We start from the raw sequence: 26789 nt of genomic DNA on the forward strand, positions 1-26789 counted from the left end.
TGCTCATCCGTGGTGCATCGTTTGTCAAACGGATTCGCGCCGGGTGGATGGTGGCATGACGCGGGACAACCGCAAACAGGATCAGCAGGCCCGCGCGGCGTGGATGTATTACGTCGCCGGCCAGACCCAGGACGACATCGCCCGCGCGCTGGGCGTGTCGCGCCAGACCGCGCAGCGGCTGGTGGCGCAGGCGATGGCGTCGGGCATGGTCAAGGTCCGCATCGACCACCCGCTGGCGCGCTGCCGCGATCTGGGCGACCGGCTGCGCGCGGCCTTTGGCCTGACGCTGGCCGAGGTGGCGCCCGATCAGGCGGGACCGGCAGGCGTGGCGATGGCGCTGGCCGACCTGATCGAGGCCGAGCTTGCCCGCCCCGATCCGCAGATCGTCGCCATCGGCACCGGACGGACCCTGCGCGCCGCCGTGGGGCAGATGTCGCGGATCGACTGCCCGCAGCACCGCATCGTGTCGCTGACCGGCAACATCGCGCCGGACGGCTCGGCCGCCTATTACAACGTGCTGTTTTCGCTGTCCGACCTTGTGACGGCGCGGATATTTCCGCTGATGGTCCCGGTGATCGCCGCCACGGCCGAGGAAAAGGACGCCCTGCACCGCCAGCCCGGCATCGCCCGCGTGATGGAACTGGCAGGGCGCGCGCAGGTGGCGTTCGTCGGGCTGGGGTCCGTGGACCCGGACGCGCCGCTGTTGCAGGACGGGTTCCTGACCGGCCCCGAGGTCGCGGCCCTGCACGACGCGGGCGCGGTGGGCGAAATCCTGGGCCGCGCCTATGACGCGCGGGGGCGCCTGCTGCCGGATCAGGCGCGCGTCGCGGCGGCGCCCTTGCCGGACACGGCGCGCACCCGCGTCATCGCCGCGGTCCACGGCACGTCCAAGCGCGCGGCCGCGCTGGGCGCGCTGCGGGGCGGGCTGGTCACCGGGCTGGTCATCGACGAGGCATCGGCCGAATGGCTGCTGGCGCAAGGGGACGAGGCATGATCCGGCTTGCACTGCCCGGCGGTCTGTCGGCCGAGATCGACCCCTTTGGCGCGACGCTGGTCGCGCTGCGGGTGCCCGACGCGGCGGGACGCGCCGCGGATGTTCTGGCGGGCGTGCCCGATCCGCGGGCGGGGCGCGGTTTCTTCGGGGTCACGGTTGGGCGGTTCGCGAACCGCATCGCGGGCGCGCGGTTCGATCTGGACGGGGTGACGCACCGGCTGTCCGCGAACGACGGCGCAAACACGCTGCACGGCGGGGCCGAGGGGTTCGACCGGCGCGACTGGACGGTTGCCGCGCATGACGCCCGATCCGTCACGCTGGAACTGGTCAGCCCCGACGGCGATCAGGGCTTTCCGGGGCGGCTGGCGGCGCGCGTGACCTATGAGCTGCAGGACAACAGCGCGGCGGGCAATAGCAGCGACGGGCGGCTGGCGATCACCATGACGGCGACCGCCGACCGCGCGACGCCGGTCAGCCTGACGAACCATGCGTTCTTCAACCTCGGCGGGGTGGACGACCCGGCGGCGATCCGGGCGGTGGACGACCACCGCCTGACCATCGCCGCCGCCCGCTATCTGCCCGTGGACGACGCCGCGATCCCGCTGGCGGATGCGCCGCAGCCGGTCGCGGGCACGCCCTTTGACTTTCGCGGGGGCCGCCGGATCGGGGACGGTCTGCGGTCAGGGCATCCGCAGCTGCTGCGCGGGCGGGGCTATGACCATTGTTTCGCGCTGGACGGCGCCGGGTTCCGGCAGGCGGCGCGGCTGGACCACCCGGCGTCCGGGCGGGGCATGGCGCTGTGGACCGACGCGCCGGGGCTGCAGCTTTACACCGGCAATGTGCTGGACGGCACCGTCACGGGCAAGGGCGGCGCGGCTTACCGCATGGGCGACGCCGTGTGTCTGGAACCCGGCGCCTGGCCCGACAGCCCGAACCGGCCGGATTTTCCCGGCTGCATCCTGCGGCCCGGCGGGGAATACCGGCACCGCATGGCGCTGGAGTTCAGCGCCGTCGCCCCTGATCGCTAGGGCAGGCCCCTCAGATCGTCACGCGCGGCGGGGCGACGCCCGCGACGCCCCCCGCGGCGACAAAGGTCTGCCCGGCCAGCGGATCGGCGGCCAGCGCCTGCGGTCCCAGCCCCTGCCGGGCCGAGGTCACCATCAGATCCGACAGCGCCGGCCCGCCGAAGGCCGGGCAGCTGCATTGCCCCGCAGGGACGGGCAGGCTGCGGACCAGCCGGCCGTCCGGGGCGTGGCAGGCGACGCGCCCCGCGCCCCATTGCGCGATCCAGATGTTCCCCGCGGCGTCCGTCACCGCGCCGTCGGGGTTCAGCCCGTCGGCCGACAGGTCCAGGAACACCTCTGCCGTGCCCTGCGGCCAGCCGGTCGCGGCGTCCAGCCCCTGCCGCCAGACGATCCGGCGGGCGGTGTCGGCGAAATACGCGTGGCGGTCGTGAAAGCAGATGGCGTTCGGGATGGTGATGGCGTCGTGCAGGCGGCGCAGCTCGCCCCGCCACCAGCGCCAGATCGCGCCCGCGCCGGGCTGCGCCTGCTTGCCCATCGTGGACGCCCAGAACCCGCCCCACGGATCGGCGCGCCCGTCGTTCGACCGCACCGAATGGTCGTCGGCGGCGATGGCCGCGACCATCTCACGCGCGCCGGTTTCCAGGTTAAACAGCGCAAGGCTCGTTTCCCCCGACAGCATCAGCCGGTCGCGGTCCACCCACCCCATCGCCGAGGTCATCTCGGGCATCGCCCAGCGGCGCGTGCCGCCGGGTTCGGCGGCGAACAGGGTCTTGCCGACGATGTCGAACCACATGAAGACGCCGCGTTCCGGGTGCCAGAACGCGCCCTCGCCCAGCTCGCACGGGGTTGCGTCCAGCACCCGCATCAGCCGTTCCCCGGCACGGCGGCGTCGAACGCCGCGACGATGGCGGTGGCGGCGGCGGCCGTCTGCGCGGGCGTCTGTCCGGGGCGATACAGCGCCGTGCCGATGCCGAACCCGCCTGCGCCCGCCGCCCGCCATTCGGCGAAATTGTCCGCCCCCGCGCCGCCCACGGCATAGACCGGCAGGTCCGGCGGCAGCACCGCCCGCATCGCGGCCATCCCGGCGGGGCCGATCAGGCTGGCGGGGAACAGCTTCAGCCCCGTCGCGCCCGCGTGGATGGCGGCGAACGCCTCGGATGGCGTCATCACACCGGGCCAGCTGTCCATCCCCGCCGCGCGGGTGGCGCGGATCACCGCGGCGTCGGCGTTGGGCGACACGACCAGATGCGCGCCCATTCGCGCCAGCCGCTCCACCTGCGCCGTCGTCAGCACCGTTCCGGCCCCGATCCGCGCCCGCCCCCCGCAGGCGGCCAGCAGCGCCGCGATGCTGTCCCACGGGTCGGGAGAGTTCAGCGGCACCTCGATCAGGGTGATGCCTGCGGCGATCAGCGCCTCGGCGTGGGCCACGGCCTCGGGCGGGGTGATGCCGCGCAGGATGGCGATCAGGGGGCGGGTCATGGATTTCCTTTCGTCAGCGCGCAGGCCTGCGCCAGCCCTGCCAGCGCCGCAGCGTCCGCAGGCAGGGTGCGCGGCGTCACGCCCAGGGGCGCAAGCGCGCGGGCATAAAGCGCGGCAAGCGAGCCCGCGCCGACCAGCAGCACGTCGCGGCCCAGCCACCACGGCCGGGCGGCGGCCAGTTCCGCCCCGATCAGCAGCCCCGACAGGCGGGCACGGGCGGCGGCGGGGGACAGGCCCGCCAGCAGCCCCTCGGCCCGCAGGGTGAACAGGCGGGCGGCCAGCGCCTCGGGGCGGGCCATCGCCTCGGCCACGGCGGCGTCAAAGGCGGCGTCGTCCCAGCCCTCGGCCGCCAGCCCGTGGCGCAGGACCGAGCGGGTGGCCAGCAGGTCGAACAGCTCGCCCGTCATGAAGCTGCGAAAGCTGACGACCTCGCCCGCCGACACCTCGGCCCATTTGCTGTGGGTGCCGGGCAGGCAGACCACGCCGTCGAACCCCGGATGGCCCGCCAGCGCGCCCGCGATCTGGGTTTCCTCGCCGCGCATCACGTCGGCCGAGGGGCGTGTCTGCGACAGCCCCGGCACGATCGACACCGCCAGCCGCGGGTCGGCGGTGGGGGCGGCGGTCAGCGGCAGACCAAGCGGCGGGCAGGGGACGGGGCGATACGCCGCCTCGGCCCAGCCTTGGCGCGCGCCCGCCATGCCGCAGACCAGCACCGGGGTCACGCGGTCCGGGGCCAGCCAGCCCCCGATCAGGTCCAGCAGCGCGGGTTCATACCCGTCGCGGTCCAGCCGGCCCATGCCGCGGCCGCTTTCCGCCTGCGCCAGCACCGCGCCCGCGTCCGAGATCGCCCAGACGCGCAGGTTGCTGGTGCCCCAGTCGGCGGCGATCCAGTCGGCGGCGATACCTTCGAGCGGGGGGGTCATGCCCGCCACTCGAACGGCTCGACGACGGACCAGCGCGCCAGCAGGAAGGCGTCGGCGACCAGCTGAAAGGGCGCGGCGTCCACGTCGCGTTCGCGCCGCGCGATCAGCCCGGCAAAGCGTTCATAGATGCGCCGGTATTCGCCCGGCAGCGCGCCCGCGGCGGCGATGTCCAGCCCCTCCGCCGCGACCGCCGCGCCGCCGCGCGACAGCGTCAGGTCGCCCCGGTCGGTGCGGATGGTCATGTCCCAGCGGGGGGTGCCCTGTTCGCGGAAATCCATGTCCATCGTGACCGGCGCGCCCTCCTCGGTCGCCAGCGTGACGCGGGCGGCGATGGGGGCGGCGCGGTTGGCGGGGACCATGTGTTCGGCGGCGGTCACGCGCAGGGCAGAGGGCAGGATACGGGTCAGCACCGACAGCGCGTTGATGCCCGGATCGTGGACGCCGGTGCCGCCGGGCTGGAAGATCCAGTCTTGGCCGGGGTGGAACTGGCGCACATCCTCGCGCCAGACGACCTCGACCCCGGTCACGCGGCGGCCCGCCAACCAGTCGCGCGCGGGGTCCACGCCCGGCGCGAACTGCGAATGCCAGGCGGTGAACAGCACGCGGCCGTGGTCGGCGGCGATGCGGTCCAGCGCGTGCATCTCGGCCACGGTGACGCCGGGCGGCTTTTCCAGCAGGACGTCGCGGCCCGCCAGCAGGGCGGCGCGGGCCAGCTCGAACCGGACCTGAGGCGGGGTGCACAGCGCGACGGCGGCGATGTCGGGGCGCGTGTCCAGCATCGTGGCCAGATCGGCAAAGTTCCGCACCCCCGCCATCCCGCCCGCAGGATCGACGGTCGCGGCCAGCGTGAACGCGGGCGAGGCGTTGATTTCCGGCACATGCTGGTCGCGGGCGATCTTGCCCAGACCGACGACGGCCAGCGGGATGGCGGCCGGGCTGTCAGTGGCTGTCACGGCCGACCCCCGCGCCCCTGCAACCGCGCAGGAAATCGAAATCCGCGCCGGTGTCGGCGCCCTGCACATGGCTGTGGAAGATCTGCGCGTATCCGCCCTGTGGCGGCGTCACGGCGGGCGTCCAGTCGGCCAGCCGGCGCGCCAGTTCAGCGTCGGGGATGTCCAGATGCAGGCGCCGCGCGGGCACGTCCAGCTCGATCATGTCGCCGGTCTGCACCACGGCCAGCGGGCCGCCGACCGCCGATTCCGGCGCGGTGTGCAGGACGACCGTGCCATAGGCGGTGCCCGACATCCGCGCGTCGGAGATCCGCACCATGTCGGTGATGCCCTTCCGCAAAACCTTGGGCGGCAGGCCCATGTTGCCGACCTCGGCCATGCCGGGATAGCCCTTGGGCCCGCAGTTCTTCATCACCATCACGCAGGTCTCGTCGATGTCCAGCGCCTCGTCGTTGATGCGCGCCTTGTAGTCGTCGATATCCTCGAAGACGACCGCGCGGCCGCGATGGACCAGCAGATGCGCCGACGCGGCGGACGGCTTCAGCACCGCCCCGTCGGGGGCAAGGTTGCCGCGCAGCACCGCGATGCCGCCGTGTTCGGTCAGGGGCCGGTCGGCAGGCAGGATCACGTCCTCGTTCCAGTTCACCACGTCCGCCACCTGCTGCCACGCGGTCTGGCCGCTGACGGTCAGCGCGTCGTTGTGCAACAGCCCGGCCTCCCCCAGCCGCTTGATGACGACGGGTAGGCCGCCGGCATAGAAGAATTCTTCCATCAGGTATTTGCCCGACGGCATCAGGTTGACGATGGTCGGCACGTCGCGCCCCAGCCGGTCCCAGTCGTCAAGGGTCAGGTCGATGCCCACGCGCCCGGCCAGCGCCAGCAGGTGGATGACGGCGTTGGTGGACCCGCCGATGGCGCCGTTGACGCGGATCGCGTTTTCGAACGCCTCGCGGGTCAGGATGTCGCTGGGCTTCAGGTCGTCCTTGACCATCTGCACGATCCGCCGCCCGGTCAGCTGCGCCATCATCCGGCGGCGACTGTCCACCGCCGGGATCGCGGCGTTGCCCGACAGCGCCATCCCCAGCGCCTCGGCCATGCTGGCCATCGTGCTGGCGGTGCCCATCGTGTTGCACGACCCCGCGCTGCGGCTCATCGCGGCCTCGGCCTCGAGGAAGTCGGACTGGTTCATCTCGCCGGCCTTCACCGCCTCGGAGAATTTCCACAGATGGGTGCCGGACCCGACCCGCTCGCCCCGGAACCAGCCGTTCAGCATCGGCCCGCCGGTGACGACGATGGACGGCAGGTCGGTGGACGCCGCCGCCATCAGCAAGGACGGCGTGGTCTTGTCGCAGCCGACCATCAGCACGCAGCCGTCGATGGGCTGGCCGCGCATCTGTTCCTCGACCGCCATCGACGCAAGATTGCGGAACATCATCGCGGTCGGGCGAAAGCTGGATTCGGCGGTGGAAAACACCGGCACCTCGACCGGAAAGCCGCCGGCCTCATAGATGCCGTGTTTGACCCGCTGCGCGAGGTCGTTCAGATGCGCGTTGCAGGGGGTCAGTTCCGACCAGGTATTCATGATCCCGATCACCGGGCGGCCGTCGAACAGATCGGCGGGCAGGCCCTGATTCTTCATCCAGGACCGGTGATAGATGTGGTCGCGCGAGGTGCCGCCGAACCATTCCTGCGACCGCAGCTTCCGCGGCCAGGGCTTGGGGGTGAATGTCATGGAATATCCTTTCGGGCCGCAGGCCGCGGCCTTGGGGGCGGCGGCCTGCGCGGGGGGCGTTCAGCCCTGCTTGTTGCGGTTGTAGACGTCGAAGATCACGGCGGCCAGCAGCACCAGCCCCTTGATGACCTGCTGATAGTCGATGCCGATGCCCATGATCGACATGCCGTTGTTCATCACGCCCATGATCAGCGCGCCGACCACCACGCCGATGATCCGGCCCGACCCGCCCGACATGGACGCGCCCCCGATGAAGACGGCGGCGATCACGTCCAGTTCAAAACCCACGCCCGCCTTGGGCGTCGCGCTGTTCAGCCGCGCGGTCACGATCATGCCGGCCAGCGCCGCCAGAACGCCCATGTTGACGAAGGTCAGAAACACCAGCCGGTCGGTCTTGATCCCCGACAGCCGCGCGGCCTTTTCATTGCCGCCAAGGGCATAGATGCGCCGCCCGGTCGTCGTCTGTTCGGTGAAAAAGCTGTAGAGCACGATCAGCACCGACATCACGATCAGCACGTTCGGCAGGCCCCGGAACTGCGCCAGCTTCCAGCCGACGAACAGCAGCGCCGCGACCACGATCAGGTTGCGCGCCCAGAACAGCCCCGCCGGTTCCGGTTCCACCCCGAAGGCCGCGTCCTGCCGCCGGCCGCGCAGGCCCGACCAGACGATCGCCGCCGCCGCCAGCCCCACCATCACCAGCGCCGTCATGTTGGGCTTGCCCGCGCCGAAGACGTCGGGGATGAATCCGGTGGACAACGACTGGAAGGCCTTGGGGAACGGGCCGATGTTCTGGCCCTGCAGCAGCCACAGCGTCAGCCCGCGGAACACCAGCATGCCCGCCAGCGTCACGATGAAGGACGGGATGCGCCAGAACGCGATCCAGTATCCCTGCGCGGCCCCGATCAGCCCGCCCATCACCAGCGTCGCCGGGATCACGGCCCAGAACGGCCAGCCCCATTTCACCGTCAGCACCGCCGACACCGCGCCGGTAAAGGCCGCGACCGAGCCGACCGACAGGTCGATATGGCCCGACACGATGACCAGCAGCATCCCCAGCGCCATGATGATGACATAGCTGTTCTGCAGGAACAGGTTGGTGATGTTCTGCGCCGACAGGAAGTCGACGCCCTGCGTCGCGCGCACCATGATCAGGAAGAACAGCACGATCGCCAGCAGCGCCAGCACCATCCCGTTCTCGCGCAGGTTGCCGCCCAGATGGGCGCCTATGCCGGGCTTCTTCGCCTCGCTGTCGGCGGTCGTCATGCAGCTTTCCCTTCGCTTTGCAGGATCAGGGCCATGATCCGTTCCTGGCTGGCGTCAGCGCGGGTCAGCTCGCCCACGAAGCGGCCCTCGTTCATGACGTGGATGCGGTCGCACATGCCCAGCAGTTCCGGCATCTCGGACGAGATCATCACCACGCCGCGCCCCTGCGCGACCAGTTCGTTCATCAGCGCATAGATCTCGAACTTGGCGCCAACGTCGATGCCGCGGGTCGGTTCGTCCAGGATCAGCACCTGCGGATCGGTGAACAGCCACTTGGCCAGCACGACCTTTTGCTGGTTGCCGCCCGACAGGTTCACCACGCGCTGGTTCACGCCGGGCGTGCGGATGCGCAGGTCGCGGCGGTATCGTTCGGCGACGCCCTGTTCGCGTCCGGGCGACAGCACCCCGTTCAGCGCGACGCCCGCCAGGTTCGCCAGGCTGATGTTGCGCTGGATCGGTTCTTCCAGGATCAGGCCCAGCGCCTTGCGGTCCTCGGTCACATAGGCAAGGCCCGCGTCGATGGCGCGCCCGACGGTGGACAGGTCGGCGGGCTTGCCGCCCAGTTCGGCGGTGCCCGTGATGTCGCGGCCATAGCTGCGGCCGAACAGGCTCATCGCCAGTTCGGTGCGGCCCGATCCCATCAGGCCCGCGATGCCCACGATCTCGCCCCGGCGGACCTGGAACGACACGCGGTCGATGACCTTGCGCGGCTGGTCGGGGTGCCAGACGGTCCAGTCCTGCACGCGCATCAGCACCTCGCCGATGTCGGGCACGCGGTCGGGATAGCGGTGCGCCATGTCGCGGCCGACCATGTCGCGGATGATGCGTTCCTCGGTGATCTCGGCGCGGTCGAGCGTGGACACGGTCGACCCGTCGCGGATCACGGTCACGCGGTCGGCGACGCGCCGGATCTCGTTCAGCTTGTGGCTGATGATGATCTGCGTCACGCCCTGCGCCTTCAGCTCAAGCATCAGGTCCAAAAGCTTGGCGCTGTCGTTTTCCTGCAGGGCGGCGGTCGGTTCGTCCAGGATCAGCAGGCGCACGTCCTTGGCCAGCGCCTTGGCGATCTCGATCAGCTGCTGCTTGCCGACGCCCAGCTTTTCGACCGGGGTCGTCGGCGCCTCGGACAGGCCGACCTTGGCCAGCAGTTCGCGCGTGCGCGCCCAGGTGCGTTTCCAGTCGATGACGCCGCGGTGGGCGACCTCGTTGCCCAGGAACATGTTCTCGGCCACCGACAGCTGCGGCACCAGCGCCAGTTCCTGGTGGATGATGATGATGCCCTGCCGCTCGCTGTCGCGGATGTCGCGAAAGGCGGTGGCGTGGCCTTCGTAAAGGATGTCGCCGTCATAGCTGCCGTGCGGATAGACGCCCGACAGCACCTTCATCAGGGTCGATTTGCCGGCGCCGTTCTCGCCGCAGATGGCGTGGATCTCGCCCGGCTCGACGGTCAGGTTCACCTGGTCCAGCGCGCGCACGCCGGGAAAGCTTTTCCCGATGCCCCGCATCTCGAGTATCGCTGTCATGGGTGTTCCCCCGCGAATGACGGCCTGCCGCGGCGGGCGCGGCAGGCCGTGCGCATCACTTGATCTGGTCTGCGGTGTAATAGCCGCTGTCCACCAGCACCTGCTGATAGTTGTCGGCAAAGACCGGCACCGGTTCCAGCAGATAGGACGGCACGACCTTGACGCCGTTGTCATAGGTCGTGGTGTCGTTGATCTGCGGTTCCGACCCCTGCAGCACGGCGTCGACCATGCCCACGGTGACCTTGGCCAGTTCGCGGGTGTCCTTGAAGATCGTCGAATACTGCTCGCCCGCGGCCATCGACTTGACGGTCGGGATCTCGGCGTCCTGCCCGGTCACGATGGGCATCTTGAGATCGCCCGAGCCATAGCCCACGCCCTTGACCGACGACAGGATGCCGATGGACAGGCCGTCATAGGGCGACAGCACCCCGTGCAACTGCTTGTCGCCGTAGTTGGCGGACAGGATGTTGTCCATCCGCGACTGGGCGGTCGCCGGATCCCAGCGCAGGGTGCCCACCTTGTCCATGCCGCTCTGGCCGGACGGGATGGCGATCTCGCCCGCGTCGATCATCGGCTGCAGGACCGACATCGCGCCGTCGTAGAAGAAAAAGGCGTTGTTGTCGTCGGGGCTGCCGCCGAACAGTTCGACGTTCCACGGCTTCTGGTCGGGGAAGCGTTCCTTCAGGCCCTTGACCAGCGATTCCGCCTGCTGGACGCCGACCTTGAAGTTGTCGAACGTCGCGTAATAGCTGACCGCGTCGCTGTCGCGGATCAGCCGGTCATAGGCGATCACCTTGATGTCGGCGGCCTTGGCGTTTTCCAGCGCGTTGGTCAGCGTGGTGCCGTCGATGGACGCGATCACCAGCGCCTTGGCGCCCTTGGTGATCATGTTCTCGACCTGGGACAGCTGGGTCGGGATGTCGTCTTCCGCATATTGCAGGTCGGTGGTGTAACCGGCCGCCTGCAGTTCCTTGACCATGTTGTTGCCGTCGTCGATCCAGCGCGCCGACGATTTCGTCGGCATCGCGATCCCGACCAGCCCCTTGTCCTGCGCCATCGCCTGCGAGGCCAGCAGCGCCAGACCCATCGCGGCGGTGGCCGCGAGCTTTCTCAATACCATGTCGTTCCTCCCGTTACGGGGCCGTTGGACCGGCCCGGCCGCCCCGCAAGGCGGGCGCGCACGCGCCACGGTAAAGCGCCGTTGCCGCGCGGAGCAAATCGAAATAAAGGCGTCCGACATAGCAATCATGGTATGGCGCGACGATGCAACGCAACCTGCCCCTGACGCTGAAGGTCGGCCACCTGCGGCTGGTGTCGGCCATCGCCGCGCACGGGCAGATCCAGGCGGCGGCGCAGGCGCTGGGGCTGACGCAGCCCGCCGCCTCGCGCAGCCTGGCCGAGCTTGAGCGGCTGGTCGGCACGCCGCTGTTCGACCGCCATCCGCGCGGCATGATCGCGACGGCCGCGGGCGAGATCCTGGCGCGGCGCAGCAACGAGGTGCTGGCGGGGCTGACGGACATCGCCCGCGACCTGGCCGACGTCGCCGCCGGATCGACCGGAGAGGTCCGCATCGGCGCCGTCACCGGCCCGGCGATGGGGCTGCTGGTGCCGGCCGCGCAGCGCCTGCGGGCCGAGGCGCCGCGCATCCGGCTGTCCATCGACGTCGCGCCATCCATCCAGCTTTTGCAGGGGCTGGAAAGCGGCGCGCTGGATTTCGTGCTGGCGCGGGTGCCGGCGGGCAGCGATCCGTCGGCGCTGCGGATCGGGCCGGGCGCGCACGAGCGGCTGCGCCTTGTGGTGCGCGCGGGCCATCCGCTGGCGGGCCGCGGGCCCGTGCCGCTGGCCGAACTGGCCGGTTATCCGTGGGTGATCCAGGACCGCGGCACCCCCATGCGCGAGGCGGTCGAATCCGCGCTGCGCGGCGCGGGCGCGGGTCCGCCTGCGGACGTGACCACGACGGCGTCGCTGATGCTGACCGTGGCGCTGGTCGCGCAGTCCGACGCGCTGGCCGCTGTCGCCGCCGAGGTGGCGCGCCTTGTGGCCGCGGACGACGGCGGCCCGGGCGCCGCGCTGGTCACGCTGCGGACGGCGGCGCCGTTCGACCTGCCGCCGTGGCACCTGCTGACGCTGCGGCACCGGCGGCTGTCGGCGGCGGCGCAGCGGATGCTGGCGCTGGTGCAGCAGCAGATCGGCGCGGGCGATCGTCAGCCCTGATCGGCCACGACCGTGCGCGTGGCCGCGTCGTCGCACAGCGCCTGCAACGGCGCGGGCAGGGCGCGGTCGGTGAACACCGCGTCCATGCCGGCCAGCGACACGACGCGGATCGGCGCGGTGCGGGCCAGCTTGGTCACGTCGGTGACCAGCCAGCGTTCGCGCGCCTGCCGCAGGATCGCGCGGCTGACCCGCACCTCGGCCATGTCGAAATCGAGGATGTCGCCGTCGCCGTCCAGCGCCGAACAGCCGATGATGGCGTGATCGACCTTGAAGTTCGCCATGAACTCGCTGGTCAGGTCGCCGACAAGCCCGCCGTCCGACCGCCGCACCAGCCCGCCCGCCACGATGATGTCGCAGCTTTCGTTGGCGGCCAGGATGTTGGCGACGTTCAGGTTGTTCGTCACCACCGTCAGGTTGCGGTGGCCCAGCAGGGCGCGGGCCACCGCCTCGGTCGTGGTGCCGATGTTCAGGATCAGCGAGGAATTGTCGGGGATCATCCCCGCGCAGGCCCGCCCGATGGCCGCCTTGGCGGGTTCGTGCAGGGCGCGGCGTTCCTCGTATCCGATGTTGCTGACGCCGCTTTTCAGCACCGCGCCGCCATGCACGCGGTCCAGCATCCCCTGATCCGCCAGTTCGGCCAGGTCGCGGCGGATGGTCTGGTGGGTCACGTCAAAGCGTTCGGCCAGCGCCTCGACGCCGACGCGGCCGGTGGCGCGCACGAGGTTGAGGATCTCGACCTGCCGGATGTTCATGCGCGCAGGAAAACGAACCGGCCGCCGCGCGTCAAGCGAACATCGGCGCGCAGAAAGCGAAAATCCGCGTTGACAGATTGCGGCAGTCGCTGTTCGATCATCCCACAGGGGGAAGCGATGGCGGACGAGACCGACCTCTTCATCATCGGCGGCGGGATCAACGGCTGCGGCATCGCGCGGGACGCGGCCGGGCGCGGCCTGTCGGTGCGGCTGGCCGAGCAGGGCGACCTGGCGCAGGCGACGTCCTCGGCGTCCACCAAGCTGTTCCACGGCGGGCTGCGCTATCTGGAATATCTGGAACTGCGGCTGGTGCGCGAGGCGCTGCGCGAGCGCGAGGTGCTGCTGCGGGCCATGCCCCACATCGCCTGGCCCATGCGTTTCGTCCTGCCGCTGGACCCCGACATGACCTTTGCCGCCGACACGCCGGTGTCGCGGATGATGGCGCTGGCGATGCCCTGGGCGCGCGGGCGCAGGCCCCGGCCGATGATCCGCGCGGGGCTGTTCCTGTATGACCACCTTGGCGGGCGCAAGATCCTGCCCGCGACCTCGACCCTTGACCTGACAACCGCGCCCGAGGGGCGGCCGCTCAAGGGCAGGATGCGGCGCGCCTATGAATACAGCGACTGCTGGGTGGACGATGCGCGGCTGGTCGCGCTGAACGCCCGCGACGCGGCGATCCGGGGGGCCGACATCCTGACCCGCGCCCGCGTGACCGACGCGCGGCGCACGGGCGGGCTGTGGCGGGTGACGCTGGCGGACGGGCGCGCATTTTCCGCCCGCGCGCTGGTCAACGCCGCCGGGCCGTGGGTGGGCCATGTGGTCCACGAGGTCGCGCATCTGGACACCGCGCAGGCGGTGCGGCTGGTGCGCGGCAGCCATATCGTCACGCGGCGGCTGTTCGACCACGACAAGGCCTATTTCTTTCAGGGCGCGGACGGGCGGATCATCTTCGCCATCCCTTACGAGGGCGAGTTCACCCTGATCGGCACCACCGACGCCGAACACCACGGCCCGCCGGGGGATGCGGTCTGCACCGACGCCGAGCGTGATTACCTGTGCGCCGCCGCCAGCCATTATTTCCGCGACCCGGTGACGCCCGATCAGGTGGTGTGGACCTATTCCGGGGTCCGGCCGCTGTATGACGACGGGGCGAAATCGGCGACGGCGGCGACGCGCGACTATGTGCTGGCGCTGGACGAGGCGGGCGCGCCCTGCCTGAACGTCTTCGGCGGCAAGATCACCACCTATCGCAAGCTGGCCGAGGCGGCGCTGGCGAAGCTGGCGCCCCACGTCCGCGCCGGGCGCGGCCCGTGGACGGCGGGCGTGCCGCTGCCCGGCGGGGATTTCCCGGTGGACGGGGTGGACGCGCTGACCGACGCCCTGCGCCGCGGCCATCCGTTCCTGACCGTCCCCTGGGCGCGGCGGCTGGTGCGCGCCTATGGCACCGACGCAGCCCGGATGCTGGCGGGCGCGGGGGCCGCCGCTGCGCTGGGCCGCGACTTCGGCGCGACGCTGACGGAAACCGAGCTGCGCTGGCTGATGGACCACGAGTTCGCCCGCCGCGCCGACGATGTGGTCTGGCGCCGGTCCAAGCTGGGGCTGCGGATGACCCCCGACCAGATCGCCGCCGTGGACGGCTGGATGACCGCGGAAAGGACCGCGGCATGACGCTGGAACTGCGCGGCATCGCACGTCAGGTCGGGGCGGATCACCACATCCACCCCACCGACCTGGTGCTGGAGCGCGGCACCATGAACGTGCTGCTGGGGCCGACGCTGTCGGGCAAGACGACGCTGATGCGGCTGATGGCGGGGCTGGACGCGCCGACCGCCGGGCGGCTGTTCTGGGACGGGCAGGACGTGACCGGCCAGCGCGTGCAGGACCGGCGCGTGGCGATGGTCTATCAGCAGTTCATCAACTATCCGTCGATGAGCGTTTACGACAACATCGCATCCCCTCTGCGGCTGCAGCGCGTCGCGCGGTCCGAGGTTGACCGCCGCGTGCGCGAGACGGCGGCGCTGATGCGCCTGACGCCGATGCTGGACCGCCGCCCGCTGGAGCTGTCGGGCGGCCAGCAGCAGCGCACGGCCCTGGCCCGCGCGCTGGTCAAAGGGGCGGGGCTGGTGCTGCTGGACGAGCCGCTGGCCAACCTGGATTACAAGCTGCGCGAGGAGCTTAGGGCGGAAATCCCCCGCATTTTCGAGCGGTCGGGCGCGATCTTCGTCTATGCCACCACCGAGCCCGAGGAAGCGCTGCTGCTGGGCGGCAACACCGCGACGCTGTGGCAGGGGCGCATCACCCAGTTCGGGCCGACGGCGCAGGTCTATCGCGCGCCGGTCGATGCGGTGACGGCGCGGGTGTTTTCCGACCCGCCGATGAACTTTGCCACCGTCCGCGTGGCGGGCGGGCAGGCGGCGCTGGACGGCGGGCGCTGGCCGGTCGGGCCGCTTGCGGACGGCGATTATCAGGCCGGGTTCCGCCCCGCGCATCTGCGGCTGGACCCGTCGCCGGGCGCCATCGCGCTGACCGCGCGCGTGGACGGGACCGAGATCACCGGGGCCGAGACGTTCCTGCATCTGACCCGCGACAGCGACCGCTGGATCGGGCTGGTCGGGGGCGTCCATCGCCCGGCCGGCGGGGCCGCGCTGACGGTCTGGCTGGACCCGGCGCATGTCTATCTGTTCGGGCCGGACGGGCGCATGGCGCGGCCCGCGCCCTATGCGCAGGCGGCATAGGGGGCGGGATGGCACGGATCACGCTGGACGACCTCGCCCACAGCTATCTGCCGCGACCGGCGGGGGATGATGATTTCGCGCTGAAGCCGATGACGCTGACCTGGCAGGACGGCGGCGCCTATGCGCTGCTGGGCTCGTCGGGCTGCGGAAAATCGACGCTGCTGAACATCATCTCGGGCCTTCTGGTGCCGTCGCGGGGGCGCGTGCTGTTCGGCGACCGCGACGTGACCGCGCTGCCGACGGCGGCGCGCAACATCGCGCAGGTGTTCCAGTTCCCGGTCGTCTACGACACGATGACGGTGCGCCAGAACCTCGCCTTTCCGCTGAAGAACCGGGGCATGCCCGCCGCGCAGATCGCCGCCCGCGTGGCCGAGGTGGCGGCGATGATCGGGATGGCGGACACGCTCGACCGCCGCGCCCGCGGGCTGACCGCCGACGCCAAGCAGAAGATCAGCCTTGGCCGCGGCATGGTGCGCCAGGACGTGAACGCGATCCTGTTCGACGAGCCGCTGACCGTCATTGACCCGCACATGAAATGGGAATTGCGCACGCAGCTGAAATCGCTGCACCGCCAGTTCGGGCACACGATGATCTATGTCACCCACGACCAGACCGAGGCGCTGACCTTTGCCGATCAGGTGGTCGTGATGTCCGAAGGGCGGGTCGTGCAGGCGGGCACCCCGCAGGCGCTGTTCGACCGGCCGGAACATACCTTTGTCGGCTACTTCATCGGCTCGCCCGGCATGAACCTGCTGGACGCCGAGGTGCGCGGCGACCGCGCCACCGTCGCGGGCGCGCAGATCGCGCTGCCGGGCGACCACGGCCTGCCGCAGGGCCGCGTGCAGATCGGCATCCGCCCCGAGTTCGTGACCCCGGCCGCGGGCGGCCCCGGTGGGGACGGCGGGGGCCTGCCGTTCCGGCTGGAACGGGTCGAGGACGTGGGCCACCACCGCATCCTGCGCGGCCGCGCGGGCGACCAGCCGCTGACCATGCTGCTGCCCGAGGATCGCCCGATCCCCGCCGGCATCGACCGGGCGGTGCCCGCGACCGCGCATCTTCATGTCTATGCCGACGACTGGCGCGTCGCGCCCGTTACCGGGGAAAGGGCCGCCTGATGGACAAGCCCGTCAACAACCGCGCATGGTTCCTGGTCCTGCCGGTGCTGGCGCTGGTCGCGTTTTCCGCCGTGATCCCGCTGATGACGGTGGTGAACTATTCGGTGCAGGACACGTTCGGGAACAACCAGTTCTTCTGGAACGGCCTCGGCTGGTTTCAGGAGGTGCTGGACAGCGACCGCATCCGCGCCGCCCTTGGCCGCCAGATCCTGTTCTCGGCCATCATCCTGGCCATCGAGATCCCGCTGGGCATCTTCGTCGCGCTGAACATGCCGAAACGCGGGTTCTGGGCCAGCCTGTGCCTTGTGCTGATGGCGCTGCCGCTGCTGATCCCGTGGAACGTGGTCGGCACCATCTGGCAGGTGTTCGGGCGCGTGGACATCGGCCTGCTCGGCCATACTCTGGCGGCGCTGGGGCTGGACTACAACTATGTCAACGACCGGCTGGACGCCTGGGCCACGATCATCGTCATGGACGTCTGGCACTGGACCAGCCTTGTCGCGCTGCTGTGCTATGCCGGGCTGCAATCGATCCCCGACGCCTATTATCAGGCCGCGCGCATCGACCAGGCCAGCCGCTGGGCGGTGTTCCGGTTCATCGAGCTGCCCAAGATGTCCGGCGTGCTGCTGATCGCGGTGCTGCTGCGGTTCATGGACAGCTTCATGATCTATACCGAGCCGTTCGTCGTCACCGGCGGCGGGCCGGGCAACGCCACGACGTTCCTGTCCATCGACCTGGTCAAGACCGCCATCGGGCAGTTCGACCTTGGCCCCGCGGCGGCGTTCAGCCTGATCTATTTCCTTGTCATCCTGCTGATCTCGTGGGTGTTCTATACGGTGATGACCGCGCAGAAGGATGCCCCCTGATGGCCGCCGTCGCCGAACGCCGCGGGACCGGGTCGGCCATCGTGATGGTGGCCTATCTCATGTTCCTGCTGGTGCCGATCTATTGGCTGGTGAACATGAGCCTGAAGACCAACGCCGAGATCACCGGCACCTTCAGCCTGTGGCCGCAGAACCCGACGCTGGCGAACTATCGCACCATCCTGACCGATCCGTCGTGGTATATGGGCTATGTCAACAGCCTGACCTATGTGGCGCTGAACACGGTCATCTCGCTGGCCGTCGCGCTGCCGGCGGCCTATGCGTTCAGCCGCTATCGGTTCCTGGGCGACAAGCACCTGTTCTTCTGGCTGCTGTCGAACCGGATGGCGCCGGCGGCGGTGTTCGCGCTGCCGTTCTTTCAGCTGTATTCGGCGGTCGGGCTGTTCGACACCCATATCGCCGTGGCGCTGGCGCATTGCCTGTTCAACGTGCCGCTGGCGGTGTGGATTCTGGAAGGCTTCATGTCCGGCGTCCCGCGCGAGATCGACGAGACAGCCTATATCGACGGCTATTCCTTCCCGCGGTTCTTCGTGCGCATCTTCATGCCGCTGATCGCCAGCGGCATCGGCGTCGCGGCGTTCTTCTGCTTCATGTTTTCCTGGGTCGAACTGCTGCTGTCGCGCACCCTGACCAGCGTCAACGCCAAGCCCATCGCCGCGACGATGACGCGCACCGTGTCGGCCTCGGGCCTCGACTGGGGCGTGCTGGCGGCCGCCGGGGTGCTGACCATCGTGCCGGGCGCCTTGGTGATCTGGTTCGTGCGCAACTATATCGCCAAGGGCTTTGCCTTGGGGAGGGTGTGATGGGCCGCGTGACCACCGGCTTTGCCGCCGCCGCCCTGGCCATGCTGGGCGTCCTTGCCTGGCTGATCGCCCTTGTCCCGGTCCGGGACGGCGCCCGCGAATGGACCGGCAGCCTGAACCCCGGCGGCTGGATGGCGTGGACGTTCCCGGCGGCGCTGTTCTTCTGGGTCATCGCCGGCCTGCTGCTGACCTTCACTTGGCTGGCCATCCGGTTCCCGGAAACCCCGCGCCGGGGCGTGCTCGGCATCGCCACGACGCGGGGCGACCGGCTGTTCGTCAGCCTGCTGGGGTCGGCCTTCATCTGCCTGGCCTGGCTGGGCATCATCGGCACGCCGGCCTGGGGAGGGCTGGCCATCGCATTGCTATACGCCGCGGCGGTGTTCCGCTGGGTGTGACAACGCCGGCAACGGCATGAGGGGAGGGGAGAACCCAATGAGACTGCACCTGACGACCGCCATCGCGCTTGCGCTGATGGTGACCGGCGCGCAGGCCGGGATGGACGAGGCCAAGGCGTTCCTGGACGCCGAGATCGGCGACCAGTCCAGCCTGGACCGCGCCGGGCAAGAGGCCGAGATGCAATGGTTCATCGACGCCGCCCAGCCCTTTGCCGGGATGGAGATCAAGGTGGTGTCCGAAACCATCACCACCCACGAATACGAAAGCCAGACCCTTGCCCCCGCCTTCACCGCGATCACCGGGATCAAGGTCACGCACGACCTGATCGGCGAGGGCGACGTGATCGAGAAGCTGCAGACGCAGATGCAGTCGGGCGAGAACATCTATGACGCCTATGTCAACGACAGCGACCTGATCGGCACCCACTGGCGCTATCAGCAGGTGCGGAACCTCACCGACTGGATGGCCAACGCGGGCAAGGACGTCACCAACCCGAACCTCGACATCGACGATTTCATCGGCAAGTCCTTCACCACCGCGCCCGACGGGGACCTGTATCAGCTGCCCGACCAGCAGTTCGCCAACCTCTACTGGTTCCGGGCGGACTGGTTCGACGACGAGACCAACAAGGCCGACTTCAAGGCGAAATACGGCTATGACCTGGGCGTGCCGATCACCTGGTCGGCCTATGAGGACATCGCTGAATTCTTCACCGGTCGCGAGATCGACGGGAAGAAGGTCTATGGCCACATGGATTATGGCAAGAAGGACCCGTCGCTCGGCTGGCGCTTCACCGATGCCTGGCTGTCGATGGCCGGGAACGGCGACAAGGGCATCCCGAACGGGCTGCCGGTGGACGAATGGGGCATCCGCGTGGACGAGAACAGCCGCCCTGTCGGCAGCTGCGTCGCGCGCGGCGGCGACACCAACGGCCCGGCGGCAGTCTATGCGATCCAGAAATACCTCGACTGGATCAAGGCCTATGCCCCGCCCGCCGCGCAGGGCATGACCTTCAGCGAAAGCGGCCCGGTCCCCAGCCAGGGCGAAATCGCCCAGCAGATGTTCACCTATACCGCCTTCACCGCCGACTTCGTCAAGGACGGCCTGCCCGTGGTGAACGAGGACGGGACGCCGAAATGGCGTTTTGCCCCCTCGCCCCACGGCGCCTATTGGCAGGACGGCATGAAGCTGGGCTATCAGGATGTGGGGTCGTGGACGCTGATGAAGTCCACGCCCGACGACCGCGCCAAGGCCGCCTGGCTTTACGCGCAGTTCGTGACCTCGAAGACGGTGGACGTCAAGAAAAGCCACGTCGGGCTGACCTTCATCCGCCAGTCCACCATCGACCACCAGTCGTTCACCGACCGCGCGCCCAAGCTGGGCGGGCTGGTCGAGTTCTATCGCTCGCCCGCCCGGCTGCAGTGGTCGCCCACGGGGACCAACGTGCCGGATTATCCGAAGCTCGCGCAGCTGTGGTGGCAGGCGATCGGCGACGCGGCATCGGGCGCCAAGACCGCGCAAGAGGCGATGGACAGCCTGTGCGCCGAACAGGAAAGCGTGATGCAGCGGCTGGAGCGCGCCGGCGTCCAGGGCGACATCGGCCCCAAGCTGGCCGAGGAGCACGACCTGGCCTGGTGGAACGCCGAGGCGGTCAAGGCCGGCAACCTCGCCCCCCAGCTGAAGCTGGAGAACGAGGATCCGCAGCCGGAAACCATCAGCTATGACGAGCTGGTGAAAAGCTGGCAGCAGTGACGGCCTGACGCCATCGGGGAACCCGGCGCGCCGGGTTCCCCTTTTCCGTTCCAGCAAAGGATCGCCATGCCCATCCTCGCCATCGACCAGGGCACGACCTCGTCCCGCGCGGTCGTCTATTCCGACGACCTGCGGGTGATGGCGTCCGACCAGCAAGAGTTTTCGCAGCATTTCCCCCGCTCCGGCTGGGTCGAACACGACCCCGAGGATATCTGGGCCTCGGTCGCCGCGACCGCGCGGGGGGCGGTGGAAAAGGCCGGCAACCCGCCCTTGGCCGCCATCGGGATCACAAACCAGCGCGAAACTTCGGTCGTGTGGGACCGCCGGACCGGGCAGCCGATCTACAACGCCATCGTCTGGCAGGATCGCCGCACCGCCGACGCCTGCGCCGCGCTGAAGGCGGACGGGCACGAAAGCCGCGTGACGCCGGTGACCGGCCTGCTGCTGGACCCTTATTTCAGCGCCACCAAGATCGCCTGGATCCTCGATCACGTCGAAGGCGCCCGCGCCCGCGCCGAAGCGGGAGAGCTGGCCTTCGGCACCATCGACAGCTTTCTGATCTGGCGGCTGACCGGCGGGCGCGCCCATGTCACCGACGCCACCAACGCCGCCCGCACGATGCTGTATGACATCCACAAGGGCGAATGGTCGGACGATCTGTGCGAATTGTTCCGCGTTCCGCGGTCGATGCTGCCCGAGGTGCGCGACTGCGCCGCCGATTTCGGGCAGAGCCGCGCCGATCTGTTCGGGCGCGAGATCCCGGTCCTGGGCGTGGCGGGCGACCAGCAGGCCGCGACCGTGGGGCAGGCGTGCTTTGCCCCGGGGATGATGAAGGCGACCTATGGCACCGGCTGCTTTGCGCTGATGAACACCGGCGCGACGGCGGTGCGGTCCGGCAACCGCCTGCTGACGACCATCGCCTATCAGCTGGACGGGCGCCCGACCTATGCGCTGGAAGGGTCGATCTTTGTCGCGGGCGCGGTGGTGCAGTGGCTGCGCGACGCGATGGGGCTGATCCGCAACGCCGCCGAGACCGCGCTCCTGGCCGCACAGGCGGACCCCGAACAGGACGTCATCATGGTGCCCGCCTTCACCGGGCTTGGCGCGCCCTGGTGGCGCCCCGAGGTGCGCGGCGCGGTCTTCGGCCTGACCCGCGCCACGGGACCAGCCGAATTCGCCCGCGCCGCCTTGCGCGCCGTGGGGTTCCAGACCCGCGACCTGATCGAGGCGATGCGCCGCGACTGGCCCGATCTGGACCAGTCGGTCCTGCGCGTGGACGGCGGCATGACCGCGTCGGCGCCCGCGATGCAGTTCCTGGCAGACATTCTGGGCGCGCCGGTGGACCGGCCGGTCAACACCGAAACAACGGTGCAGGGGGCGGCGTGGCTGGCGGCGCACCGGGCCGGGCTTGCCGGCGGGCCAGACGACTATGCCAAGGCCTGGGCGCTGGACCGCCGGTTCGATCCGCAGGCCGACGCCGGGCGGCGCGCGGCGCTTTACGACCGCTGGGGCAGGGCGGTGCAGGCGGTTATCGCGATGGGCTGACCGCCCCCAGGACGTGGTGGCGCGCGTCGGGGCACGCCTCGCGCGCAAGGTCGGCGACATGGCGGTGGTGGGTCAGATAGACGACCTGCCCGGTCATCGCCGTGTCGGCCAGCGCCGCCAGCGCGCGGCGCGTGCGGTCGTCGTCAAAGGTTTCCAGCACGTCGTCGCCCAGCACCGGCACCGGCCCGCGCGCGGCGGCGAATTCGTGGAAACCCGCGATCCGCAGCGCCAGATACAACTGGAACAGCGTGCCCTTGGACAGCCCGTCGGTCAGCCGCGTCTCGCCCGACGCGGTGCGGGCGATCAGCACCTCGCCCGCGGCCTGCGGCTGCGTGGCAAGCCCCGCCCATTCCCCCCCGGTGATGGCCGCGAACACGTCCGAGGCGCGCGCGAGCATCCCGCTGCGGTGGGTTTCGCGATAGCTGGCCAGCGCCCGTTCCGTCGCCAGCACGCCTGCGCGCAGCCGCAGCCAGTCGCGGGCGCCATCCTCGATCGCCAGCAGCAGGGCGGCGCGCCGCGCCTCGATCCGGGCGACGGCGTCGTCAAGGCCGATGGCGTCCAGATCACGCTCGGCCGCAAACAGCGCCTGCTGTGCGGCGGCCAGCGCCGCGTCGGCGGCGTCGCGGTCGGCGCGGGCGCGGCTGCGGTCGGCGGCAAGGGTGGCGGCGTCCGCACCGGCCAGCCGCGCCGCCGCCTGCGCCATGTCGGCGGCGCCAAGATCGGCGCGGATGCGGGTGGCCAGCGCCGCGGCCTGTTCGCGCAGGCGGTCCCGGTGCGCCAGCCGCCCCAGCGCCTGTTCCAGGGCCGCGGGATCGGCGACGGCCAGCTGCGCCTGCATTCCCGCCAGTTCGGCATCGACCACCGCCTGGTCGCGGTCCAGGGCGGCCAAAGCCTCGCGCCGGGTGGCGATGCGGGCGGCCAGATCGGCCCGCGCCTGCGTGGCCCGCCCCGCCGCGTCGATCCGGGCCGAGACCGCGCGCAGGGTCGCGACCGGGTCGCCCGCGCCCATGTCCAGCGCCGCGCCAAGGTCCGCGGCGGCGGCGGCAAAGCGCGCCTGGTCATCCTGCATCGCGGCGATGCGGTGGTGCAGCGCGTCCGCCCCGTCGCGCGCGTCCGCAAGCGCCGCAAGATCGGCCAGAACCGGGCGCATCGCGCCGGGCGCGGGCAGGTCGGGCAGGCCCAGCAGGGCGCTTGCCGCGTCCCAGTCGGCCTGCCACGACGTCATGTCGGCGCGGGCGCGGTCCAGTGCGCGGGTTTGCCGGGCCAGCGCCTGCGCCAGCCGCTGGCGTTCGGCACGGTTTGCGGCGTCGGCGTCGATGGCCGCCAGCCGCGCCTCGGCCGCGCGGGCCAGTGTGGCAAGGTCCGCGGGCGCGCCGGGCAGCAGCGCCGACAGGCCGGCTGCGGCGGCGGCAACGGCGGCGGCGGCGCGGCGATGGGCAAGGTCCGCTGCCGCCGCCTCGCGCATCAGGGCCAGCGCGCGGTCGCGGCGGGGCAGCCAGCCGGCCAGTTCGGCCAACGCGTCGGCGTCGGCGCGGGTGGGCAGAACGGCGCATACCCGCGCCGCCATTTCGGCGCGCAGCCGGTCGTGGGCCGCGGCGGCCTCGGCCGCAGGGCCTGCCGCGTCGCGGGCGCGGATGACCGCCGTCGCGGCGGCGGACTGCGCCATCCGCAGCTGGCCCACGTCGGCGGCGCGCGCGAACTGCGCCGCGATGGCGGTGTCGTGGGCGGCCATCGCGGCGGCAAAGCTGTCGGCGCTGACCGCGTCAAGGATCGCGCGATGGCTTGTCCACGCCGCGTCGCGGTCTGCCCGCGCGCGGTCGGCCGCGGCGGGATCGGCCGCGCCCAGCGTGGCCGCCAGCCCCCCGGCCTCGGCGGAGAGGCGCTGCGCCTCGTCCCGCCGCTCGGCCGCGGCGCGCGCGGCGGCGTCGGCGCTGGCCGCGGCCTTGTCCAGCTGCGCGCGCCAGGCGGCCACGGTGTCGATGGGGGGCGCATCCAGTGCCGCCAACGCCGCCGGATCGCCCCGCCACGGCGCCAGCGCCGCCATCGCTGCAGCTAGCGCCTGACCCGCGGCATCGGCCGCGGCCGACGCCTCGTCATGGCGGGCGGCCAGATCGGCGCGGCGCAGGGGTGCCAGCGCCGCCCGCAAGGCCTCGGCCGCGTCATCCTCGGCCGCGGGGTCGGGCGGTCCGCCCGCGTCGTCCAGTTGCGCCTGCGCCTCGCGCAGCGCCGCCTGTGCCCCGGCAAGCGTTGCGGCGGGCGCGGCGCGGTCGTCGATCAGCGTCGTCAGCCGCGCCAGCAAGGCGCGGTCGGGCGCGATGTCGCCGCCCAGCCGTGCCGTCAGGGCGCTGATGCGGACCAGCACGGCGTCATGCTCGTCCCGGCGGCGGGGCAGATCCTCGGCCGCGGCCGCGTGGCGCACATGCAGATCCTGCAGCGCCGCCAGCCGGTCGGCGGCGGCCATCGCCGGCGCATCCTGCGGCGTGGCGTCGAGGGCCGCGGTCAGGTCCGCCAGTTCGGACGCCGCGGCATCGCGCGCGGCGGTCAGGCGGATCGCCTGTTCGCGCAGCGGCCCCGCGCGGTCGTGCCATGCGGCGGGCACGTCCGGCAGCCCGTCCAGCGGCGCCAGTTCGGATGCCAGCCGCTGCCACTGCGGCAGCAGCCCCAGCGCCGAGGTCATGCCGTCCAGCCGCGCGCAGTCGCCCGTCGCGGCCGCCAGCCTGTCGCGCGCGGTGTCGCGCGCGGCGCGCGCGGCCGCCGCGGTCTGGCGCAGCGTCGCGTGGTCGCCGGCCTGCAAATCCACCCGGGCGCGGTCAGCGTCCAGCGTGTCCAGTTCGGCCCGCATCTCGCGCAAGCGGGACTTGCGCGCCGATTTGCGGTGGAAGGCGTCGGCGCGTTCGCGCAGCGCCTCCAGCCGGTCGCCCAGGGCGGCGAGGCCCGCGCTGGCTGAAAACAGCAGCTGCCCCAGTTCGCCCTGGCTGGACAGGATGCTGTCGCCGCCGCGTTTCAGCGTGTCGTCGTCCAGGCAGAACATGGTTTCATAGGCGGCGCGGTCCAGGCCGCCCAGCCCTGCCGCCAGCAGGTTGTCCGGCAGGGGTCGCCCGGCCGGGTCGGTCAGGCTGCCCGCGGGGCGCTTGACGCGCAGGATGTCCTGCGCCGCGCCCGCGATCTCGATCGCGGCGCCGATCTGCATGCTGGCATAGGGATGGCGGAAATTCTGGCTGGTCCGCGCCGGAATGCCGTAAAGCAGGTCCAGCCAGGCGGACCGCAGGGTGGATTTTCCCGCCTCGTTCGGGCCATAGACGATGTGCAGGTCGGGCAGGCCGGGCCGGGCGGGGCCAAGGTCCAGCACGGCGTCGGTGAAATGCCCGTAACGGGTCAGGTCCAGCCGCGCGATCCGCATCATGCCGCCCCTTGCGGGCCGTCGAGCCGGGCCAGCACCGCGTCGCTGCCTTCGCGCGCGAGATCGTCCAGCAGCGCGGCCAGTGCCAGCGGATCGGTGCCGAAGCGGGGGCGAAGGGCCGAAGGCAGCGCCCTGAGCAGTTCGTCGGCCGCCGCCGTCAGGTCGGCGCGATAGACGGGCGAGGCCAGCACCTCGGTCCCGATCAGGCCGCGCAGTTCGGCCAGGGGGCCCGCACCCGTGGGGGCGGCGTCATCGCCCGGCAGGGTGCAGGCGATATCCAGCTTTTCGATCCAGACATTGCCGGTGTCGGCGCCGGCCTGCTCGGCCTCGGCCGTCAGCAGGTCGAGGTCGCGGCGGATGCGCCAGGCCAGCGGCGTTGCCCCGGTGACGTGGACCCGCGCGACCAGATGCGGCGATTGCGCGCCCATCCGTGCCTGTTCCAGCGCCGAACGGATCCGGGCGACCAGCGCGGCCCAGTCGTCGATCCCCGCGACGTCCACGTTCACCCGCGCGAACTCGGCCAGGCTGGTCGGGCGGTCCTGCAGGGTGATCCGCCCGTCCGCGCCGACCGTCGCCAGCACCACGCCGCGCACGCCGGATTCGCCCACGTCGCGGCCTTGCGGGTTGCCGGGCATCACCACATGCGCGCGGCCCGCCATGCTGCGGCCGGGCTTGTGGATATGCCCCAGCGCCCAATAGTCATAGCCGAAGCCGCCCAGGTCGGCCGCGCTGACCGGGGCATAGACGTCGTGCCCCGGCGCACCCCCCAGAGAGCTGTGCATCAGCCCGATGTTGATCGCGCCCGCGGTCGGCGGGGCATAATGCGGCAGCAGGCTGTCGGGCGCGTGGGGGCGCGCAAAGCTGATGCCGTGCAGCACGACGGGCGCGTGCCCGTCCGGGCGGGCCAGCGGCACCGCCTGCGCCCGGTCGCCATAGACATGGACGCTGTCCGGCAGCACCAGTTCGCGCGTGATCCGCGACAGCGCGTCGTGGTTGCCCCGGATGATGTGGACGGCGATGCCGGCCGCGTGCAGCCGCCCCAGTTGCCCGGCGAGGAACCGCGCCGTCTTCATCGAGGTCTGGTCGCCGTCGTAAAGGTCGCCGGCGATCAGCAGCGCGTCCACGCGCTCGGCGAGGCACAGGTCCACGATGGCCACCAGCGCCTGCCGCGTGGCGGTGCCGATCAGGTCCGCCACCTGCGGCGCGCGCAGCGCAAGAGATCGCAGGGGGCTGTCCAGATGCAGGTCGGCGGCGTGAACGAAACGGAAACTCATGCCGGGCAATGTTCCCCGCCGACCGTCCGC

General features: G+C 71.0%; 22 protein-coding genes. 11 read left to right on the plus strand and 11 right to left on the minus strand.

The window, feature by feature from the left end:
* The first annotated feature begins 55 nt into the window (after positions 1 to 55).
* Positions 56 to 994 (plus strand): sugar-binding transcriptional regulator, encoded by a 939-nt coding sequence (locus EPA64_RS00260; RefSeq protein ID WP_134724253.1) that lies wholly within the window; start codon positions 56 to 58, stop codon positions 992 to 994.
* A complete protein-coding gene (locus EPA64_RS00265; RefSeq protein ID WP_220443683.1) occupies positions 991 to 2022 on the plus strand; it encodes an aldose epimerase family protein in 1032 nt (343 codons plus the stop codon). Before EPA64_RS00260 ends, EPA64_RS00265 begins: the two co-directional genes overlap by 4 nt.
* Before the next feature lie 10 nt (positions 2023 to 2032).
* Here the strand turns inward: EPA64_RS00265 and EPA64_RS00270 are convergent, their stop codons facing one another.
* The 8 genes from EPA64_RS00270 to chvE are packed head-to-tail and all read right to left on the minus strand — an operon-like array spanning position 2033 to position 11009.
* Positions 2033 to 2884, minus strand: a complete 852-nt coding sequence (locus EPA64_RS00270) for an SMP-30/gluconolactonase/LRE family protein (protein WP_134724255.1) — start codon at positions 2882 to 2884, stop codon at positions 2033 to 2035.
* Positions 2884 to 3498, minus strand: a complete 615-nt coding sequence (locus tag EPA64_RS00275) for a 2-dehydro-3-deoxy-6-phosphogalactonate aldolase (RefSeq protein WP_134724256.1) — start codon at positions 3496 to 3498, stop codon at positions 2884 to 2886. The genes EPA64_RS00270 and EPA64_RS00275 overlap by 1 nt, the downstream gene beginning before the upstream one ends.
* A complete protein-coding gene (locus EPA64_RS00280) occupies positions 3495 to 4421 on the minus strand; it encodes a 2-dehydro-3-deoxygalactonokinase (protein WP_134724257.1) in 927 nt (308 codons plus the stop codon). Before EPA64_RS00280 ends, EPA64_RS00275 begins: the two co-directional genes overlap by 4 nt.
* Entirely contained in the window at positions 4418 to 5374 is a 957-nt protein-coding gene (locus EPA64_RS00285) for a Gfo/Idh/MocA family protein (RefSeq protein WP_246026530.1), read from the minus strand. The genes EPA64_RS00280 and EPA64_RS00285 overlap by 4 nt, the downstream gene beginning before the upstream one ends.
* Positions 5361 to 7103 (minus strand): L-arabinonate dehydratase, encoded by a 1743-nt coding sequence (araD, locus tag EPA64_RS00290; RefSeq protein ID WP_134724259.1) that lies wholly within the window; start codon positions 7101 to 7103, stop codon positions 5361 to 5363. The genes EPA64_RS00285 and araD overlap by 14 nt, the downstream gene beginning before the upstream one ends.
* Before the next feature lie 60 nt (positions 7104 to 7163).
* Positions 7164 to 8366, minus strand: a complete 1203-nt coding sequence (mmsB, locus tag EPA64_RS00295; protein WP_134724260.1) for a multiple monosaccharide ABC transporter permease — start codon at positions 8364 to 8366, stop codon at positions 7164 to 7166.
* Positions 8363 to 9889, minus strand: a complete 1527-nt coding sequence (gene mmsA / locus EPA64_RS00300; RefSeq protein WP_134724261.1) for a multiple monosaccharide ABC transporter ATP-binding protein — start codon at positions 9887 to 9889, stop codon at positions 8363 to 8365. The genes mmsB and mmsA overlap by 4 nt, the downstream gene beginning before the upstream one ends.
* A gap of 55 nt (positions 9890 to 9944) precedes the next feature.
* Positions 9945 to 11009: a multiple monosaccharide ABC transporter substrate-binding protein gene (chvE, locus tag EPA64_RS00305; protein ID WP_134724262.1), complete on the minus strand. Its 1065-nt coding sequence runs from the start codon at positions 11007 to 11009 to the stop codon at positions 9945 to 9947.
* Between the two features lie 143 nt (positions 11010 to 11152).
* Here chvE and EPA64_RS00310 point away from each other — a divergent pair, with 143 nt between their 5' ends.
* Complete coding sequence (locus EPA64_RS00310; protein WP_134724263.1) at positions 11153 to 12103, plus strand: LysR family transcriptional regulator; 951 nt, start codon at positions 11153 to 11155, stop codon at positions 12101 to 12103.
* On the opposite strand, the gene EPA64_RS00315 is transcribed toward EPA64_RS00310, so the two are convergent.
* Positions 12094 to 12855: a DeoR/GlpR family DNA-binding transcription regulator gene (locus EPA64_RS00315; RefSeq protein ID WP_134724264.1), complete on the minus strand. Its 762-nt coding sequence runs from the start codon at positions 12853 to 12855 to the stop codon at positions 12094 to 12096. The genes EPA64_RS00310 and EPA64_RS00315 overlap by 10 nt on opposite strands.
* Positions 12856 to 12972: 117 nt before the next feature.
* Between EPA64_RS00315 and glpD the strand changes: the two genes are divergently transcribed.
* The 8 genes from glpD (at position 12973) to glpK (ending at position 22085) form a co-directional block, all read left to right on the plus strand.
* Positions 12973 to 14523, plus strand: a complete 1551-nt coding sequence (gene glpD, locus EPA64_RS00320; RefSeq protein ID WP_134724265.1) for a glycerol-3-phosphate dehydrogenase — start codon at positions 12973 to 12975, stop codon at positions 14521 to 14523.
* Positions 14520 to 15590 (plus strand): ABC transporter ATP-binding protein, encoded by a 1071-nt coding sequence (locus EPA64_RS00325; RefSeq protein WP_134724266.1) that lies wholly within the window; start codon positions 14520 to 14522, stop codon positions 15588 to 15590. Before glpD ends, EPA64_RS00325 begins: the two co-directional genes overlap by 4 nt.
* Before the next feature lie 8 nt (positions 15591 to 15598).
* Entirely contained in the window at positions 15599 to 16705 is a 1107-nt protein-coding gene (locus EPA64_RS00330) for an ABC transporter ATP-binding protein (protein ID WP_134724267.1), read from the plus strand.
* Entirely contained in the window at positions 16705 to 17571 is an 867-nt protein-coding gene (locus tag EPA64_RS00335; RefSeq protein WP_134724268.1) for a carbohydrate ABC transporter permease, read from the plus strand. The genes EPA64_RS00330 and EPA64_RS00335 overlap by 1 nt, the downstream gene beginning before the upstream one ends.
* Complete coding sequence (locus EPA64_RS00340; protein WP_134724269.1) at positions 17571 to 18392, plus strand: carbohydrate ABC transporter permease; 822 nt, start codon at positions 17571 to 17573, stop codon at positions 18390 to 18392. The genes EPA64_RS00335 and EPA64_RS00340 overlap by 1 nt, the downstream gene beginning before the upstream one ends.
* Positions 18392 to 18787 carry a DUF2160 domain-containing protein gene (locus tag EPA64_RS00345; protein ID WP_181953480.1) on the plus strand — a complete coding sequence of 132 codons (396 nt, stop codon included), beginning with the start codon at positions 18392 to 18394 and terminating at the stop codon, positions 18785 to 18787. The genes EPA64_RS00340 and EPA64_RS00345 overlap by 1 nt, the downstream gene beginning before the upstream one ends.
* A 37-nt stretch (positions 18788 to 18824) precedes the next feature.
* Complete coding sequence (locus EPA64_RS00350; protein ID WP_134724270.1) at positions 18825 to 20540, plus strand: ABC transporter substrate-binding protein; 1716 nt, start codon at positions 18825 to 18827, stop codon at positions 20538 to 20540.
* A gap of 66 nt (positions 20541 to 20606) precedes the next feature.
* Positions 20607 to 22085 carry a glycerol kinase GlpK gene (gene glpK / locus EPA64_RS00355; protein ID WP_134724271.1) on the plus strand — a complete coding sequence of 493 codons (1479 nt, stop codon included), beginning with the start codon at positions 20607 to 20609 and terminating at the stop codon, positions 22083 to 22085.
* Here glpK and EPA64_RS00360 read toward each other — a convergent pair.
* Both EPA64_RS00360 and EPA64_RS00365 read right to left on the minus strand, forming a co-directional pair.
* Entirely contained in the window at positions 22069 to 25488 is a 3420-nt protein-coding gene (locus EPA64_RS00360) for a YhaN family protein (protein ID WP_134724272.1), read from the minus strand. The genes glpK and EPA64_RS00360 overlap by 17 nt on opposite strands.
* Positions 25485 to 26759, minus strand: coding sequence for a metallophosphoesterase family protein (locus EPA64_RS00365; protein WP_134724273.1), 1275 nt, complete (start codon positions 26757 to 26759; stop codon positions 25485 to 25487). Before EPA64_RS00365 ends, EPA64_RS00360 begins: the two co-directional genes overlap by 4 nt.
* Positions 26760 to 26789 lie beyond the last annotated feature (30 nt).

The sequence above is a fragment of the Paracoccus luteus genome, assembly GCF_004522155.1.
In the GTDB taxonomy this organism is placed as follows: Bacteria; Pseudomonadota; Alphaproteobacteria; order Rhodobacterales; family Rhodobacteraceae; genus Paracoccus; species Paracoccus luteus.